Origin of the sequence: Ancylomarina sp. 16SWW S1-10-2, from assembly GCF_009669305.1 — a bacterium.
Classification (GTDB): Bacteria; Bacteroidota; Bacteroidia; order Bacteroidales; family Marinifilaceae; genus Ancylomarina.
The window spans coordinates 24,850-42,138 of record NZ_SADB01000001.1 but is presented as its reverse complement, the minus strand read 5'-3'; the positions used below and the strand labels follow the sequence as shown (position 1 = coordinate 42,138).

20 protein-coding genes, 3 tRNA genes and 1 other RNA gene are annotated in these 17,289 nt (G+C 33.7%); 10 read left to right on the top strand and 14 right to left on the bottom strand.

Translation table 11 applies throughout. The annotated features are described in order from the left end of the window. Position 1: 1 nt before the first annotated feature. The 4 genes from hemH to EMN46_RS00190 all read right to left on the bottom strand — a co-directional run bounded on the left by hemH (position 2) and on the right by EMN46_RS00190 (position 4,027). Complete coding sequence (gene hemH, locus EMN46_RS00205; protein ID WP_154198669.1) at positions 2–1,015, bottom strand: ferrochelatase; 1,014 nt, start codon at positions 1,013–1,015, stop codon at positions 2–4. A gap of 72 nt (positions 1,016–1,087) precedes the next feature. Next, positions 1,088–1,987 carry an oxygen-dependent coproporphyrinogen oxidase gene (gene hemF, locus EMN46_RS00200; RefSeq protein WP_154198668.1) on the bottom strand — a complete coding sequence of 300 codons (900 nt, stop codon included), beginning with the start codon at positions 1,985–1,987 and terminating at the stop codon, positions 1,088–1,090. A gap of 47 nt (positions 1,988–2,034) precedes the next feature. Continuing rightward, complete coding sequence (locus EMN46_RS00195) at positions 2,035–2,334, bottom strand: DUF6787 family protein (protein WP_154198667.1); 300 nt, start codon at positions 2,332–2,334, stop codon at positions 2,035–2,037. A 172-nt stretch (positions 2,335–2,506) separates the two neighbouring features. Next, positions 2,507–4,027: a peptide MFS transporter gene (locus EMN46_RS00190; RefSeq protein ID WP_154198666.1), complete on the bottom strand. Its 1,521-nt coding sequence runs from the start codon at positions 4,025–4,027 to the stop codon at positions 2,507–2,509. Positions 4,028–4,237: 210 nt separating this feature from the next. Here EMN46_RS00190 and EMN46_RS00185 point away from each other — a divergent pair, with 210 nt between their 5' ends. Both EMN46_RS00185 and EMN46_RS00180 read left to right on the top strand, forming a co-directional pair. Next, positions 4,238–5,749 carry an NAD(P)H-hydrate dehydratase gene (locus EMN46_RS00185; protein ID WP_154198665.1) on the top strand — a complete coding sequence of 504 codons (1,512 nt, stop codon included), beginning with the start codon at positions 4,238–4,240 and terminating at the stop codon, positions 5,747–5,749. A gap of 37 nt (positions 5,750–5,786) precedes the next feature. Beyond that, complete coding sequence (locus tag EMN46_RS00180; RefSeq protein WP_154198664.1) at positions 5,787–6,938, top strand: DUF4831 family protein; 1,152 nt, start codon at positions 5,787–5,789, stop codon at positions 6,936–6,938. A 73-nt stretch (positions 6,939–7,011) separates the two neighbouring features. Here the strand turns inward: EMN46_RS00180 and EMN46_RS00175 are convergent, their stop codons facing one another. From EMN46_RS00175 to ffs, 6 genes are all read right to left on the bottom strand, one after another. After that, a complete protein-coding gene (locus EMN46_RS00175; protein ID WP_154198663.1) occupies positions 7,012–7,623 on the bottom strand; it encodes an L-threonylcarbamoyladenylate synthase in 612 nt (203 codons plus the stop codon). Positions 7,624–7,827: 204 nt separating this feature from the next. Then, entirely contained in the window at positions 7,828–8,484 is a 657-nt protein-coding gene (fsa, locus tag EMN46_RS00170; protein WP_154198662.1) for a fructose-6-phosphate aldolase, read from the bottom strand. A gap of 154 nt (positions 8,485–8,638) precedes the next feature. Beyond that, a tRNA-Thr gene (locus EMN46_RS00165) sits at positions 8,639–8,712 on the bottom strand. Between the two features lie 43 nt (positions 8,713–8,755). After that, a tRNA-Thr gene (locus EMN46_RS00160) sits at positions 8,756–8,832 on the bottom strand. Between the two features lie 139 nt (positions 8,833–8,971). Then, positions 8,972–9,045, bottom strand: a tRNA-Thr gene (locus tag EMN46_RS00155). A 1-nt stretch (position 9,046) separates the two neighbouring features. After that, positions 9,047–9,147, bottom strand: an RNA gene (gene ffs, locus EMN46_RS00150) — signal recognition particle sRNA small type. Positions 9,148–9,459: 312 nt separating this feature from the next. Here ffs and EMN46_RS00145 point away from each other — a divergent pair. From EMN46_RS00145 to EMN46_RS00135, 3 genes are all read left to right on the top strand, one after another. Beyond that, the gene (locus EMN46_RS00145; protein WP_195715147.1) at positions 9,460–10,002 is read left to right on the top strand and encodes a DUF4199 domain-containing protein; all 543 of its coding nucleotides are present in this window, start codon (positions 9,460–9,462) and stop codon (positions 10,000–10,002) included. A 3-nt stretch (positions 10,003–10,005) separates the two neighbouring features. Beyond that, positions 10,006–10,953, top strand: coding sequence for a glycosyltransferase family 2 protein (locus EMN46_RS00140; protein ID WP_154198660.1), 948 nt, complete (start codon positions 10,006–10,008; stop codon positions 10,951–10,953). Positions 10,954–11,203: 250 nt separating this feature from the next. Continuing rightward, positions 11,204–11,977 (top strand): class I SAM-dependent methyltransferase, encoded by a 774-nt coding sequence (locus EMN46_RS00135; protein WP_154198659.1) that lies wholly within the window; start codon positions 11,204–11,206, stop codon positions 11,975–11,977. A 17-nt stretch (positions 11,978–11,994) separates the two neighbouring features. Here EMN46_RS00135 and EMN46_RS20155 read toward each other — a convergent pair whose 3' ends face one another. Further along, positions 11,995–12,120, bottom strand: coding sequence for a hypothetical protein (locus EMN46_RS20155; RefSeq protein ID WP_255447611.1), 126 nt, complete (start codon positions 12,118–12,120; stop codon positions 11,995–11,997). Between the two features lie 50 nt (positions 12,121–12,170). Here EMN46_RS20155 and EMN46_RS00130 point away from each other — a divergent pair, with 50 nt between their 5' ends. From EMN46_RS00130 to EMN46_RS00115, 5 genes are read left to right on the top strand one after another with little or no spacing between them, the layout of a single operon-like run. Further along, positions 12,171–12,794 (top strand): hypothetical protein, encoded by a 624-nt coding sequence (locus tag EMN46_RS00130; protein ID WP_154198658.1) that lies wholly within the window; start codon positions 12,171–12,173, stop codon positions 12,792–12,794. A 31-nt stretch (positions 12,795–12,825) separates the two neighbouring features. Next, positions 12,826–13,203 (top strand): hypothetical protein, encoded by a 378-nt coding sequence (locus EMN46_RS19600; protein ID WP_195715160.1) that lies wholly within the window; start codon positions 12,826–12,828, stop codon positions 13,201–13,203. Beyond that, positions 13,110–13,448 (top strand): DUF2975 domain-containing protein, encoded by a 339-nt coding sequence (locus EMN46_RS20335; protein WP_154198657.1) that lies wholly within the window; start codon positions 13,110–13,112, stop codon positions 13,446–13,448. Before EMN46_RS19600 ends, EMN46_RS20335 begins: the two co-directional genes overlap by 94 nt. 31 nt (positions 13,449–13,479) lie before the next feature. Further along, positions 13,480–14,124 carry a DUF2975 domain-containing protein gene (locus EMN46_RS00120; RefSeq protein WP_154198656.1) on the top strand — a complete coding sequence of 215 codons (645 nt, stop codon included), beginning with the start codon at positions 13,480–13,482 and terminating at the stop codon, positions 14,122–14,124. A 13-nt stretch (positions 14,125–14,137) separates the two neighbouring features. After that, positions 14,138–14,365: a helix-turn-helix transcriptional regulator gene (locus EMN46_RS00115; RefSeq protein WP_154198655.1), complete on the top strand. Its 228-nt coding sequence runs from the start codon at positions 14,138–14,140 to the stop codon at positions 14,363–14,365. Positions 14,366–14,541: 176 nt separating this feature from the next. Here the strand turns inward: EMN46_RS00115 and miaA are convergent, their stop codons facing one another. From miaA to EMN46_RS00100, 3 genes are all read right to left on the bottom strand, one after another. Continuing rightward, positions 14,542–15,447, bottom strand: coding sequence for a tRNA (adenosine(37)-N6)-dimethylallyltransferase MiaA (gene miaA, locus EMN46_RS00110; RefSeq protein WP_154198654.1), 906 nt, complete (start codon positions 15,445–15,447; stop codon positions 14,542–14,544). 66 nt (positions 15,448–15,513) lie between these two features. Beyond that, positions 15,514–16,089: a hypothetical protein gene (locus EMN46_RS00105; protein WP_154198653.1), complete on the bottom strand. Its 576-nt coding sequence runs from the start codon at positions 16,087–16,089 to the stop codon at positions 15,514–15,516. A gap of 40 nt (positions 16,090–16,129) precedes the next feature. Then, complete coding sequence (locus EMN46_RS00100; protein ID WP_154198652.1) at positions 16,130–17,200, bottom strand: acyl-CoA reductase; 1,071 nt, start codon at positions 17,198–17,200, stop codon at positions 16,130–16,132. Positions 17,201–17,289 lie beyond the last annotated feature (89 nt).

Genomic DNA, 17,289 nt, shown 5'->3' with positions numbered 1-17,289 from the left:
TTTACTGATTGAGGACTAGTTTTTTGATTGTTTTAATCCAAGCAGGATTGTTGTTTAAACTTTCAACCAATACGAGTTTTTCTCCGTTATTTTCTTTGAACAAATCGGTGAACTCACCACCAATTTCAACAGTTGTTTCTAGGCAGTCAGCAACAAAAGCTGGACTGAATACCATAATATTTTTCTTACCTTCTTTTGCTAATTTAACGATCAGTTTATCGGCAAATGGCTCTAGCCAATTTTTATCTAATCGAGATTGAAATCCAACAGTGTATTTTTCTTTTGGGATATTAAGCTTTTCAGCAATTAAACGTGCATTTTCGTAACAAGTGGCTTTGTAGCAATAATAGTCTGTTTCTCTATTGAATTTTTTATCACAATCGCAGGTTTTGCAATTTCGCTGAGGGTGTACTTTGTTTATTTGTCTGATAGGTAAACCGTGAAATGAAAACACAAAATGTTCAAATTCTTCTAACTTATGCTTTCGTGCATTATTTGCAATAATATTGATGTAATCTGGATCTTCAAAAAATTGATTGATGATATTAACTTCAGGAATAACTTCCCACGATTTCATTAGTTCCATCACTCTTTCAATTGTCGATCCTGTAGAAGATGAAGCATATTGTGGATACATAGGGAACACGATTAAGCGTTCAGGCATTTCGGCTTTAATTTTGCTTAGAACGCTAGGTAGTGAAGGTTCGTTATATCGCATGGCCAACTCCACCTTATAGTCATTACCCAACTCCTCTTGTAGCATTTTCTTAACACTTTCTCCATATATCAATAAGGGAGATCCTTCTGGAGTCCAAAGCTTTTTGTAAATTTTAGAAGAATTTTTTGTTCTAAAAGGAATAATAATAAGGTTAACTAATATTTTGCGTATGAGCCATGGTATATCAATAACTCGCTTATCGTTCAAAAACTCTTTTAAATATGACCGTACATCTTTTACACTTGGACTTTTGGGTGTTCCAAGATTGATGAGAAGAACAGTTGTTTTTTTATTCATTATCTTAATATAGGTTGATCTATCGTGAAGGTATTTAAAAATGCTACAACGCGCAACAATCAAGAATATTCTCTATATGTATTGAAGCCAATCTGTTCCTTTTTTTAGTTGGTTTAGGGTATTAGCTTCTGGAGAATTAGACTCAATTTCGTATTGATAGGTCCATTTAACTTCAGGGGGCATACTCACTAATATGGGTTCTGTACGTCCATTAGTGTCAATTCCAAATCGAGTTCCTTTATCTTGTAAAAGATTAAATTCTACGTAGCGTCCTCTACGATGCAATTGCCAATCTTTTTCTTGTTCAGAGTAGGGATTATTAGCTTTTTTCTTCATTATTTCTGAATAAAGAGGAGCAAAGAGTTGACCCATTTCTATTACAAAATTAAATAGTTCATCTTTTGATAAGTTTTCAGATTCATTAAGGTGATCGAAGAAAATACCTCCTATTCCTCTTGTTTCATTTCGATGTCTTAAGTAAAAATAATCATCGGCCCACACCTTAAATTTTGTATAGAAATCTGGATTGTATTTGTCACAAATTACCTGAAGTGCTTGATGAAAATTGGCAGCTTCTTTTTTGTCAATATATATAGGTGTTAAATCTATGCCTCCTCCAAACCAATATGTTCCATCATTTAGCTCAAAGTATCTTACATTCATATGAACAATAGGTACATGAGGATTTTCAGGATGCATAATAAGAGATACGCCTGTTGCAAAAAAATCATCACTATTTACAGCAAGCTTTTTTTTAATTTTATCTGGCAAAGTTCCAAAAACTGCTGAGAAATTTACACCACCTTTTTCTATAATTCTTCCATTTACGAGCACTCTAGAGCGACCTCCACCGCCTTCCTTACGGGCCCAATTATCCTCCTTGAATTTGGCAAAATCATCGGTGTTTTCTATGGTTTTAGTAATTGTATCTTGTAGTGATCTAAAATGATCGGCTATTTCTTCTTTTGTCATTAGAGAGAGTTGTTAAGGTGTTTAGTCTTCTTTCCAGTTGCCTTTAATTATTTTTTTCTGCTGAAGCGAAATCGACTCAGCATTTTCTTTTCAAAAGCCCAAAAGAATTTAAATTGGCCAAGAATTGAACCTACAATAACGAGTAGAACTTGGTAGGTTGGTGTAATAATTAAAATACTCATTGGAATTTTTACCCAAAGGCTGGTTGTTGCATCAATTCCTAAATATTCAAAAACAGGACGACGTATCATTACCGAAAGAGATCCTGTTAGTGAAAAAGTAAGAAGTATAAGGAATAGCTGAAAGTTATTTTCGATCTGCCATCTGTTTTTAAGTTTTTGAAACATTTTTTCGCTTGTTAATAAATTTCAGGTTTAAATTCACGCAAAGGTATAATAAAATACCTTTTTGTCTTTAAATATTGTTTCGAATATTATTGTTATTCTTTATAAGAATATAGAGCATAAAAAAAGGATGCCCCATGGGACATCCTTTAATTATATATGATAGGTGAATTTCTTATTCAGAAATTCTTTCTAACCACTTAAGCATGAAAATCATGATAAACATTGAGATTGAACAAGCTACAATAAATACTGTCCAAGTTAGCCAGATAGGTACACCAGCATAAAGCATAGCACCTAAGAAAAGAAGTTGGTTACCAGCACCTGTTGCTCCTAACCAAAGACCTTGCATTAGACCTTGGTACTGAGGAGGAGCTACTTTTGATACGAAAGAAATTCCAAGAGGACTAATGAATAATTCAGCTACAGTTAAGATGAAGTAAGCACCAATCAATAAGAATGGAGTTACTTTGTCGATATCAGGAAGACCACCCATTTCTTTAACAGATGATAACATTGGAACATTTAAAGAACCAAGAGTCATTAATACATAAGCTAATGCAGCGATAAACATACCGATTGCAATCTTTTTTGGAGTTGAAGGCTCAATTCCACGGTTACGTAACCAACCGAAAATACCCACTACAACAGGAGTTAAGAAAACTACAAAGAATGGATTCATAGATTGGAAAATCTCAGGATATAACTCAAAACTTCCAATATGTAAAAGGGTGTAATCTCTTGCGAAATATGTCAATGTTAATCCATTTTGGTGGAAAGAGAACCAGAAGAAAATTACAACACCGAATACAGCTAATAAAGCATAAATTCTTTGTTTAACCTCTTTAGGATCCATCTTAATTGCATCAGGGTTATTCTTAGCAGCTTCAGCTGCTGCAGCAGGATCAGGAAAGTTAACTTTATTCTTAAGGTAAACAACTAATGAAATCAACATGGCAATAATTGCTACACCGAAAGCAAAATGGAAACCTTCGTTAAATACATTTAAATAGTTGTTACTAAATCCAGTAAGATCTGTTATAGCATCAGGACTAATCGTTGCATTGTTTGCAAGAGTAGTAAAACGCTCTGCAGCAGTATCAGATAAAGTACCAGCTAATTGTCCGTGACAAAGCTCAGGTAGAGCGGCATCATAGTTAAAACCAGCTTTTTCTAACCACCAGCTTCTGATTGTTGGAGCAATCATTGGAGCAAAAATACCACCAACGTTGATAAACATATAGAATAAAGAGAAACCAGAATCTCTTACTTTATCGTACTTAGGATTATCATACATTTGACCTACTAAAGCCTGTAAGTTTCCTTTGAAAAGACCATTACCAAAAGCAATAACTGCAAGACCGAAACAAGTTGCTCCTAGGTATAGTGTCATGTTAGGAACTGGAGTTGGAGTTGGGATAGCAATTAGTAAATAACCAAATGCCATCATTAGCAAACCAGCTAAGATAGTTCCTTTGTAGTTCTTGGTTTTATCAGCAATAACACCACCTACAATAGCAAGAAAATAAATAGAAGAGTAAAATGTAGCATAGATAATACCTGACGTAGTTTCATCAAGACCAAATTTTGCTTGTAAGAATAATACCAAAATAGCCATCATGGTATAGAATCCGAATCTCTCGCCCATATTAGCTAAGGCGGCAGGAATCAGACCTTTAGGGTGTCCTTTAAACATAAGTTGTGTGTTTTAATTATTAATAGTTTTTATTCATTTTTTGCGATTGACAAATATATAAAATTATTGCGTTGTAAAGCTGTATTTATATTTTTATGATATTATTTAAATCGTTTCCGTAAGGTGTAAGGCTTAAAGTTATTATCTTTGAAAGAGGGATGATGATTTCTAAAAATCTTCTTTTATAATACTGTAAATCTTTTTTTTGATATGAAAATCTTCTGTTCAAAACAAATTACCCAAATAGATGCTTATACGATTCAAAAAGAGCCGATTGCTTCCATTGATTTAATGGAAAGAGCCGCTTCTAAACTTTTTAGGTGGATATGTGAGCACTATTCGCGTCAGCAAAATTTCAAAATTTTTGTTGGTCCAGGAAATAACGGTGGTGATGGTTTAACATTAGCACGAATGCTTGTTGAGGCAAAGTTTAAAGTCGATGTTTACCTTATTAAGATTAGTAAAGAATTATCTCCTGATTGTCAGATAAACCTTAATCGATTAAAAAGTTTAGATGGCGTTTCTATTTCTGAAATTACTAATGGAGATGATTTTCCTACTATTTCGGAAAATTGTCTTGTGATCGATGCTCTGTTTGGTTCAGGTTTATCAAGACCTCTAGGTGGTTTAGTGAAAGATTTGGTGAAATTGATTAATGATTCAAAGGCTAAATTGATTGCCATTGATATACCGTCTGGTTTATTTGGTGAAGATAATTCAGCAAATGATATTTCTAATTGTATTCATGCCGATTTCACTTTAAGTTTTCAGTTTCCCAAGTTATCTTTTCTTTTTCCAGAAAATGCCGAGTGCGTTGGTGATTGGGAGGTTTTGCCTATTGGTTTACATCCCGAAGTGATTGATAAAACAGAAAGCCCTTATCAATTTATTGAAGAATCATATATTAGAGGATTACTTAAGACTCGTTCTCGCTTTAGTCATAAGGGAAGTTATGGTCATGCTTTGTTAATTAGTGGCAGTTATGGGAAAATGGGTGCTGCAATTTTGGCATCGAAAGCTTGCTTGCGCTCAGGTGTTGGTTTATTGAGTACGCATATTCCTCGTTTGGGATATGATATTATGCAAACCGCTGTTCCTGAAGCGATGGTGAATATGGATCGGTCAGATCTTATTTTTACGGAATATCCAGATTTGGCAAATTTTGAAGCAATAGGCATTGGACCAGGGCTCGACACAAAATGTAATTCGGTTAAAGCCATGGAAGAGTTACTAAAAGAATGTGATAAACCTTTGGTTTTGGATGCTGATGCACTTAATATTTTAGGCGCTCATGCCGAAATGAAGAAAAATTTACCGCAAGGCACTGTTCTTACGCCTCATATGAAAGAGTTTGAAAGAATGCTCGGGAAGAGTAAGGGAGCTTTTGATAGAAATGAGAAACAAAGAGCTTTTTCTAGAGATCAATCTCTAGTTATGGTATTAAAAGGTGCTTTTACTACAATAACAGATGAGAATGGACGTTGTTATTTTAATCCAACAGGAAATCCAGGTATGGCAACTGCGGGAAGTGGTGATGTACTAACAGGAATAATATTATCTTTGTTGGCGCAAGGATACTCCTCTATACACGCAGCTCTTATTGGTGTTTATATTCATGGACTAGCTGGCGATTTGGCAGCTGAGGAACTTGGGCAAGATGCTTTAATTGCAAGTGACATTGTGAATTATTTGCCTTGTGCTTGGAGAAAATTGCGATCTTAGCAAGAATATTTTGTATCATATTTAATATATAGAAATAATGTTTAAACTAGTAGTAAGAATGACCTTGTTCGCTGTATTTTATATGCAGTTTGTTGCGGTTAATGCTCAAAAAAGGAAAGCCGATTTAGATGTGCCATCAACAGTTGTTTATGCTTTGCCAAAAACGGTTTTTAATGTGGATGTTGTAGCTGAAAAGAAAATAAGAAAAGTTGGACCTTTTGCTCGATTTTCAGAAAAATATATTGGTGTTACGCCAAAGATAAGTTCGAATGGCGTTGAGTGGAATATTAAATCAATAGAGCTTACAGAAAATGGAGAGGTCGATCCTCAGCATTATTATAAGCTAAGTAGTGTTGAGGATTATGAGCCTAATTTAATTCAATTAAGTCCTGAAGGTTTAATTGAAGGCTTTAATATGAATTCATTAAATTTAGAGAAGGAGGTTCATTATTCTGCATTAAAAGAAGATGCAGAAGTTGAAATTGAATATGGAAAATTCTCTATTGATCCAAATTTATTGATTAAGAAAGATACCGTTTATAAGGTTGTTGAAACAGATACGGCTTTTTTAAAAGTGCCAACAGTTATTGAACAAGGCGTTGTGAAATCTCTTGAAGATAAAGCAAAGGAGGCAGCACATCAGTTGTTTAAGTTGAGAAAACGTCGATTTAAAATATTAACTGCCAATTATGAAGTTTTACCTCCCGATGGTAAAGCCTACGAAATTATAATTAGAGAATTAGATAAGCTTGAAAAAGAGTATTTGTCTTTATTCTTGGGTAAAGAGGTGAGTGTAATTGAGAGAGGTCAGTTTACTTATAAACCTTCATCAAATGATAAAGGAGGCGTTCTTTTTCGTATTTCACCTAATAAAGGACTTGTGGATGTAAGTGACCTGAAAGCGATACCTGTTCGTGTAGAGTTTAAAAACTTAGGACTCACTTCGGAGCTTCCAGTCTTGCCTCAAGACCCAAATCTATCACCTAATTCATTAATCCATTATAGAATACCAGGACAAGCAGAGGTGAAGATTGTTTTTGGAAAAGATGTTATTTATAAAAAGAATCATCTAATTGCACAGTTTGGTAAGGTAATGACAATGCCTTCTCAAGTTTTATTGCATGAAGGATATAAAATTGAATTTTATCCAAATACGGGAGCCATTAAAAGTATTTCAAAGCAGAAATAAGTATTGATGTATTTTAAAATAAGAAGAGGAAAAAGCTAGCACTTTTTCCTCTTCTTGTTTTATATGGGTTTATCTAAAAAATAAGTTCTCCTATTCCTTCTCGTATAACCTCAATATTTCCTGCGGTGCAATCTACTATTGTTGATGCAACATTGCGTCCAAAATCACCATCGATAACTAAATCAACGTCTTTGTTATATTTTTCGTGAATTAATTCCGGATCGGTAGTGTATTCAACAACTTCATCAGGGTCGTGAATTGAAGTTGTCATTATAGGATTGCCTAACTCTTCGACAATTCCTAATGGAATAAAATGATCGGGAACTCTAATTCCAACAGTTTTCTTTTTACTCTTAAATAGTTTAGGCAGATTACTGCTCGCATGAAGAATGAAAGTGAAAGCTCCAGGTAAATTTTTCTTCATCATCTTAAAAGTACTGTTGTCTACTTTTGCGTATTCCGACAGGTTACTTAGATTGTTGCAGATGATTGAAAAATTGGCTTTATCAGCAGAGGTGCCTTTTAATTTTGCAATTCTTTGAATAGCCTTGTTGTTGTTTATATCACAGCCAATTGCGTAGACAGTATCAGTTGGATAGATAATGACTCCTCCGGACCGTAGTATATCTGCGATCTTTTGAAATTCCTTGTAATTAGGATTGTCAGGATAAAGTTTGAGTAACATTTTAAATAGTTTGGGTAATTTGGCATAAAGATATAAGTTTCCTTCAACTTCAGACAGTTATGGATTTAATAATTGTCATTTTTTTTTATCTCCCATAACCCAAGTATTTAGATATAGATATCTATTTTTATAGGACTGATATTTTTTTTCAGACATAAAAAAAAGGAGCACAAAGCTCCTTTTTAATAGAATGTATTATTAAGCTTAACCGTTTAGTTTATTGTAATCTGCTAGGAATTGTTCTAGTCCCTTATCGGTTAAAGGGTGGTTTAATAATCCTGTAATAGCTTTTAATGGACAAGTTGCAACATCAGCACCAGCTTCGATACATTGTAAAATATGCATTGTGTGGCGGATAGAAGCAGCTAAAACTTCAGTTTCAAAACCGTATCGATTAAACATGTCTGCAATTTGTGCAATCAAGTCGATTCCATCGGTTCCTATATCGTCTAAACGACCAATAAATGGAGAAACGTAAGTTGCACCTGCTTTGGCAGCAAGTAACGCTTGACCTGCAGAAAAGATAAGCGTGCAGTTTGTTCTGATGTCTTTACTACTTAAATACTTTATCGCTTTAATACCTGCTTTAATACATGGTATTTTGACAACAATTTGTGGGTGTAAGGCAGCTAATTCTTCGCCTTCTTTAATCATACCTTCAAAATCGGTTGCAATTACCTCTGCACTTACATCACCGTCAACGATATTGCAAATGTCTACATAGTGTTGCTTAATTTTATCAACACCTTTAATACCTTCTTTAGCCATAAGAGAAGGATTGGTGGTTACACCGTCAAGAATGCCTAGATCTTGGGCTTCTTTAATCTGATCAAGATTTGCTGTGTCGATAAAAAACTTCATGTTGTTTTGTATTTAGGATTAATTAATAATGATCGAAAATACGTTATTTTTTTTGATGATCAAAGGTGAAAGGATGCTTCTTTTAAAGAGGGGATTGGAAGATTTTTGTAGAAACGAAAAAAAGAAAGCCAATTGACTTTCTTTTTTTCATTTGAGCCGGTGGCCGGAGTCGAACCGACGACCTGCTGATTACAAATCAGCTGCTCTGACCAACTGAGCTACACTGGCAACTTGTTTGATTGAATTATAGCTTTCAATCTTAGCTTAAAAATGGAGCCGGTGACCGGAGTCGAACCGATGACCTGCTGATTACAAATCAGCTGCTCTGACCAACTGAGCTACACTGGCAATTTAATTTATTCTAGTCAATAATGATAATTGAACTCAAGAAGTCTTCCGGGTCAGGAAAATTTTCTGTTTTTGAGTTTCAACGACCTACATGTTAAAGAAGAAAAGAAAGCTTTTCAGCTTTCTTTTTTCTCATTTGAGCCGGTGACCGGAGTCGAACCGATGACCTGCTGATTACAAATCAGCTGCTCTGACCAACTGAGCTACACTGGCAGGTGGATAAGCAAGCCACGTCGCATCGCTACAACTACTTACCCTTGCTGCCTTCCGACCCTGGGGGAGTTCACTAGGAGCTGATCGCATAGTTGCTTATCCGGTGACAAAAGTAGAAAAAACTTGTTACGCTCCAAACCTTTTGAGAACTTCTTTCTGTATTTTTTTAAGCTTTATTCGCAAGCGTTTTATTTTCAAGCTGATAATTTTCAAAAAAAATAAATATTTTTTTAATCTTTTTCTTGATTTATGATTTCGAATGTGAAAGATTGTTTATTTATTCCAAACTTTCAGTCAAAATCTATCAAAATGGATATCTTTGTTTTCCATATTTAAATTGGGAAATTTAAATTTCTAATATAAAAGATCCCAATAGTAACAATTTTAAAGCTTATAAAAATTCATATGCAAGTCATGTCAAGTCCATTATTCCGCCACAGTTTTAAATTTGGAGCTCTAGTTGGTGGCGTTTTAATTTTAACTTCTCTCATGTTTTATTTTAGAGGTGTTCCAATTTCAGTAAATCCTCAAATTACTTCGATCAACTATTTTTTGATAATGACAGGGATTTATTTTGGTTTAAGAATTTATCGTAATGATATTCTTGGTGGCATTATAAGTTATGGAAGAGCTTTGGGGGCTGGAGTACTTATGATTGGTGTGGCAGGTGCTTTCTATGCTATTTATATTTTTATTCTTGTTAAATATTTTGATACATCTATATTAACAGAATTTATAACTATTACTGAGAGAAGTCTAGTTGAAGCACAGTATAGCGATGAACAGGTTAAGTTATTTATGTCATTATATGAAAAAATCACCCCTGGAGCTTTTGCCTTTGCACAATGGTTTAGTAAATTAGGTGCTGGTTTATTTTTCTCTTTAATTTTGGCTTTCTTCTTTAGTCGAAATTACGGAACAATGAGTAATAACCCTATCAATAAAGATAAAGACTAAGCTATGGATGTTTCAGTAGTAGTACCTTTGTATAATGAAGATGAATCTTTGCCAGAATTGTTAGCATGGATTGATCGTGTTATGAAAGAGCATAGTTTCTCTTATGAAGCCATACTAGTTGATGATGGGAGTAAGGATAATTCTTGGGAAGTTATCAACGAACTTAAGGTCTTATATTCATCGATTAGAGGCATAAAGTTCCGTCGTAATTATGGGAAATCTGCAGCCTTGTTTTGTGGCTTCGAAGCCGCTCAAGGCGATGTTGTTATCACGATGGATGCCGATCTTCAGGATTCACCCGATGAAATTCCTGAGTTGTTTAGAATGATAAAAGAGGAGAATTACGATATTGTTTCGGGATGGAAGCAGAAACGTTACGATCCCATAACTAAAACCATACCGAGTAAGTTTTTTAATAGAACGGCTCGTGCTGTTTCGGGAATTCATTTGCACGACTTTAATTGTGGCTTGAAAGCTTATAATTGTAAGGTGGTAAAAAGTATTGAGGTGTATGGTGAAATGCATCGATATATTCCAATATTAGCTAAGGAGGCTGGTTTTACAAGTATTGGTGAGAAAGTTGTTCAGCACCAAGAACGTAAATATGGGGTAACTAAATTTGGATTGAGTCGATTTGTAAATGGATTTTTAGATTTGATTTCAATCTCATTTATGACGCGCTTTGGTAAAAAACCCATGCACTTTTTTGGTCTTTTAGGTAGTCTTATGTTTATGATTGGTTTTTTCTCATCTGCATGGATAGGTGTTCAAAAAATCATGAGCTTGAGTCAAGGAGTTAAGGCGCCCTTAGTGACAGATAGTCCTTATTTTTATATTGCCCTAACGACTATGGTAATTGGTACGCAAATGCTGCTAACAGGTTTTGTTGCCGAATTGGTGAGTCGTAGTTCATCCGATCGTAATTTATATCAAATTGATAAAGAAATTTAAGATATTGTTATGAGTTATGATCCCGAAAATTCATCTTTTTTAGGGATTTGAAAAGGTATTTTATGAGTCAGATTTAATAATTATATAGATCTTATCCTTTCATGATTATATTAGATTCAATAAGTTTGATTGAGGACTTATTGAATAGTTCAATTTAAATAAGCGCTTTTATGACTCAAGGTCATTGAGTTACTTTAATATAGAACCCCATCTGGGTTCAACGCTTGAACCATATTATTAACTGAATTATATGATTAAGAGTATAATAAGATTATTGCTAAAAATTTTTCCTCGTCCTGTTTTAATTCGATTGAGCTTATTAATCAACAGAATTGTTGCTCTATTTTATATGGGGAATAAAGTTGAATGTCCTGTTTGTCATAACACGTTTCGTAAGTTTCTCCCTTATGGATACACCAAGAAAACAGGAAGGGATAATGCTCTATGTCCACGTTGTTTGTCCTTGGAACGACATAGGTTGATGTACTTGTACTTGCAAAAGAAGACTAATTTTTTCACCGAGAATTTAAAAGTATTACACATTGCGCCAGAACAATGTTTTTTTAAACGTTTTAAAGCTCTAGAGAATCTAGATTATACAACGGGTGATTTGGAGTCTCCAATTGCCGATGTACATTTCGATGTTCAAGAAATTCCTTTTTCAGAGGGAAGCTACGATGTGGTGATTTGTAACCATGTGCTCGAACATGTTGATGATGATTTGAAGGCTATGTCTGAAATATACCGAATTCTTAAGCCAGGTGGTTATGCCATATTGCAAGTGCCTCAGGATACCGATGCTGAAAAAACTTATGAAGATTCAACAATTACCGATCCCTTAGAAAGAGAGAAACATTTTTTACAAAAGGACCATGTGCGTTTGTATGGATTGGATTATGCTGAGCGTTTAAGCGCTGTTGGTTTTAAAGTAACTGCAGATATTTATGCGAACAGTTTTCCAATCGAAACAGCAAAACGGTATTCCTTACCCTTAAAAGAGATTTTTTATTTTAATCAAAAGTAGATTTCTTATAAACATATTTATAAGCCATAAACATGCAATAAAACTGCATAGTTTATGGCTTTTTTCATGTTTGAAATTTCAGTGTGTTTATTAGTAATCGAAAAATAATTATCGTAAAACGATAAATAAGTATTGTTTTGCATGAAATTAATGTTTAGGTTTGTTGCAGCTAATAATTAAAAATACACCCAAAATGAAAAGCATTAATTTTTTACGTTTATTTTTTTCTATTCTTTATTTCATATCAATATTAAGTTTTGTCGTTGGTGGTATTGGTTATTTAATCAATTTATTTTTTGATATAGATTCGATATTTCAAATACCATTTTCGGGTGTGGCTCATCTAAAAACAAATGCAGCGTATAGTTTAATGGGAGGAGATAGTTTTACTGGAACAGTAGATGCTAGTATTACGATAAAAGAGCTTATTCCAAATACTTTTTCGTATAAATTAGTTGCCCTTATTGACTTTTCTATTCTTGCAACACTATTGGTTTTGTCTTTAAAATATTTAGTCAGTTTATTTGGTAATCTAAGTGAGGCTAAAGAGTGGACTGGTTTTTTTATAAGAGAGAATTATAGCTTGATAAAAAAATCTGCAGTTTTATTATTGATTGGAACTATTTATGGCCTTTTGAGACAAATGATTTTTTCATGGGTACTACTTCATGATACCATGCTTTTGGGTAAGTCAATACAATTTCATCCCGATAGATCTAATTTATCAGCTTTCATAACAGTGCTTATTTTATTTGCAGCGGCTAGAATTTTTAAAGCAGCTATCGAAATGAAAGAAGAGTCGGAGTATACGATCTAATCAGTAATCAAAGAATTTTAATTATATCGAAATGAAAAATAATAATAGAATTATAAATTTTTTAAGAATCTTCTTTAAAATATTGTATAAAGTTGGTTTCGTTAGTATTGTTTTATTTGGTATAGGTCATATCGTATGTTTATTTGACGTTGCCAAAGTTTCCAAAGTTCCCTTTTTCGGTACGTCACATTTACAACTAGCATCTGGATACGATTTAGTTGCGGGAAATAGTTTTACAGGACTTGCCAATTTTGATGTGAGTTTAAATTATATAAGATCAGCAGGATTATTATATCGTGTTTTAGCTTTGTTAAATTGGATAATCCCAGCTTCTTTGTCTTTAGATATGCCTATCAGATTTTTGATGATCTACAGAAACGAGACAAGGATAGTAATTACTTTTCGATAGAGATTTATCAGCGATTGAGAAAGATTGGATTTCTTTTACTAGCCTCTAGATTGTATTTGTTTATAAATGGAGCGATCATTTCTTGGTTTGTACTTGATAATTTTTCAATTATGGATCATGATGTTAATTTTCAACCTGACTATATTTATCTTCTTTCAATTGTTAAGGTTCTTGTAATTTTCGTGTTCGCAGAAATATACCGTACAGGGATAAAAATGAAAGAAGAGTCAGAGTTTACCATCTAATCTATAATCAAAGAATTTTAATCATATTAGAATGAAAAATAATTTTAGAATAATCAATTCCTTAAGAAAGGTTTTTTATGTTCTTTATTGGCTTGTGGTTGCAAATCTTATTATAGGAACTTTGTTGAATGTTATGGGCTTAATATTTCCCGACTTCTCTATGGGAGAGATTGGAAACATACATTTTTTTAGTGAAGCTAATTTTAGAGCTGATTCTGCATATAGTTTATTGGGAGGAGATACTTTCAATGGCGTAACTGATATTTCTATTCGTATAAGACGTCTATATTCCGAAGGTTTTACGTATAGGTTAATTAGTTTTGTGGATGCAAGTTGTATTAAGCTATTCTTTTTCTTCTTATTTAAAAATGCACATCAACTGTTTTGTAATTTGACAGCTAGTTTTAAGTCGGGAAGTAATTTTAGTTTAGAAAGTTATAAAAATATCAGAAACATAGGTTTCTTTCTACTTGGACTCTGGGTTTACAAAATACTTAACGGAATTCTATTTTCGTGGTTTTTACTTAAAGATACTGTTATACAAGGAATGAAGCTTCAATTTAGTCCTGAGTTGTCAGAACTCTCGGGCTTGATTGTTGTTTTAGTTATTTTTGTATTTGCAGAAGTTTATCGATCAGGAGTTGTCATGCAAGAAGAATCAGAATTGACTATTTAATACTATATAATTTATGCCTATTATAACAAATTTAGATGTGATGCTCGCCAAGCGCAAGATGAGCTCCAAAGAACTGGCGGAACGTATTGGTATTACGATGGCCAATCTTTCCATTTTAAAATCGGGGAAGGCCAAAGCGGTTCGTTTTACCACACTCGCTGCTATTTGTCAAGAGTTAAATTGCCAACCAGGAGACCTTTTTGAATTTCAGCCTGCTGAATTAGATGAAAAAAATGAATAAAGCTTGAGTAAAACTGAGAAGACGTCTTGAAAAAAAAACTCACGCAAAGTTCGCAAAGTTTTTCGCGAAGCTCGCAAAGAGCTTTGGATTGATTGCAAAACCTTTGCGCTTTTTGCGATTCGTCTACGTTCTCTGCGTGAAATTTTAAAATCAATTTTCGGATACCCTCTTTATTTTCATCCTTTGATCTGCTCATCCAAATAAGCGATAATTTCATCTTCCTGATCAGGATGAAACCATTGTATTTTCTCATCTCTACGAAACCAAGATAGTTGTCGCTTGGCATAATGTCGAGAATTACGTTTGATCAATTCAATGGCTTTATCAAGGCTTATATTGCCTCTAAAATATTCGAATAACTCTTTGTAGCCAACGGTGTTCATAGAATTAAGATCACAGAATTCGAAAAGCGATTTTGCTTCTTCTTCTTGACCTTCTTTCATCATGATATCAACACGCTGGTTTATTCTATCGTAGAGTTCGGCTCTGTCTCTATTCAAACCAATTTTGATGATCTTGAAATCACGTTCCTTCGCCTTGTTGGTTCTTAGAGAAGAATAGGGTTTACCAGACATCAAACAAACTTCCACAGCATGAACCACACGTTTGGCATTATGTAAATCGACTTGTTCGTAAAAAACAGGATCGAGTTCTTTTAATTCTGCTTGTATTGCTTCTAATCCTTTTTCCTCGTATCGATCGCAGACCTCTTTTCTTATTTCAGGAGAAATAGTAGGAATTAAATCTATGCCATTGCATACGGCATCGATATACATCATCGATCCACCAACCATTAGCATCTGGTCTTTATCTTTAAACTGATTTTTAAGAAGAGCCAATGTTTTTTGTTCACATTCCCATGAGCTAAAATAATCGTGGATTGAATGCGTATGTATAAAGTGATGTTTCACTGCTTCGAGCTGTTCCTTTTCGGGTACAGCTGTTCCTATCCGCATTTCACGATATACTTGTCTACTATCCGAAGAGGTAATCTCCGTATTGTAATGACGAGCTATGCGTATGCTTAAATCAGTTTTCCCTACTCCTGTAGGTCCAAGTAAAACAATCAGAGTTTTAGTCATTGTAGGCTTATTATAAATAAAGCTCCAATTTGGAGCTTTAATTTTATATTTGGATAAGAGTTTGTTTTAAAGAATATCCTCATAATCGTCAAGGCTTTCAAATTTTGGACCTTCATCAGAATCATCATCAAATTCATCCATAAAATCAAAATCAGGATCTTTTTTTGAAGGTGATTTTAAATCTATACCATTAAGATCTAAATCATCCATATTATCAAGATCCATAACGATTTGTTCTGGAGCTTCCCCTTTAAAATCACAAATTTTTGGTGTTTCAACAGCTACACGTCTTCTTTCTACTGCTGTTAATTCAATATTGAAATAACGATCAGAGAAAAAGTCGAATACGTAAATTAATTGAGGCGTTTTTTTCGAAATGAATTCTCTCATCATGGCAACATCCATTGCTACAATATTTACATTGTCATCTTCTTCGCTGCTCATTTCAAAAAGAGCAATTTCCTTACTTCTTTCTCCCATGGTATCGATTTGGAAAAAAGAAGCCATCTGAGTATTGTCGTACACTAATGCTTGTTGAATTGTGTTGTGCAATTCTAAGTATGTGCTTTCGCTATCAATTTCAATTTCCATCAGAAAATCGTCTTTTTCTGGAGAGGTAATTTTTAGTTTGTATATATTCATGGTCGTTGTTTTTTTTATAAAGGTAGAAAAGATATATGTTTTATGAATTTAACTGGCATAAAAATGCCATTGTGTCAATATGGTCTGCATAATCATTTAGCTGTGGCATTTGGGTTTTCCCAAATGAAATTGTGTTTTCTCTAGTTTGACTTACAATACATTCTATGTTTTCGCTGTCTTTTTCGAGATGTTTATTTACTTGCTCTAAATCCTTATAGTATTCGTAATACAAAACGGATATGGGAGATGAAATTGATTTATCTTCTTTCATCAATAAAAAGCCATTATCGTAATGTTTAATGGCATTCATTAAATATAAAGAACGTTGATAGTCGTGATTGTTTGCGTATTTATTGTGATCCATTGTTGGTTCATAAACTTGCCATTCATCTAATATTTTGGTTACGTCGTAATTTTCTGGAACATATAATTTAGATACGTTTCTACATCCTAAACCAAAATATTGAAAGACGTCTAAACCTAGATTTTTAAGTTCTTCCTTAGTTTCATTACCCGTAATTATGGCAACTGAATTTCTATTACGACGAATAATATGTGGGTATTTTGCGAAATAAGCTTCAAAATATCGAGCTGAGTTGTTTGTTTCGGTCGCTATAATTGCATCAAAATCTTTTTTGCCATTTAGGCGCTCACTTGTAAATGTAATGAGATCCTTAAATTCCTTATTAATCTCTACTAAGAGTTGTGAAATGAAATTGAGTAAACGGTTATTTTTGGTAGATAGTTTTCCAATAAATTGATGTCCCGATATAAGTACACAAAGTATATCTTGGAAGCCTAGCATAGGCATGTTTCCTGATATGACAACTGCAACACGTTTATTGGTGTTGCTATTAGAAACCTTGTATTGGTTACACCAATTGGTAAGTTTTTCTGAATTTAAAAGAGAACAAATCCCTTCAATAGCTTTTTTGACGAATGCAGGTGTAAACCAAGCATTATCAATATGTGGATTATCGATTATATAGGCAAAATCAGTATAGAATTGCTCATTAAGAGGATGATTGTTCTGTTCATTTTCAGTGTCCTGAAATTGCTCAAGAAATTGTCCAAGATTAGCAAAAGCTTCTATACGTTCTGATAAGTTCATATTATGTTTATGTGATTGTAAGCTAGGTATGGAGCTTTAATGAATTTGCAAATATATTAAAGAAATTGATAATCTCTAAAGTCATAATT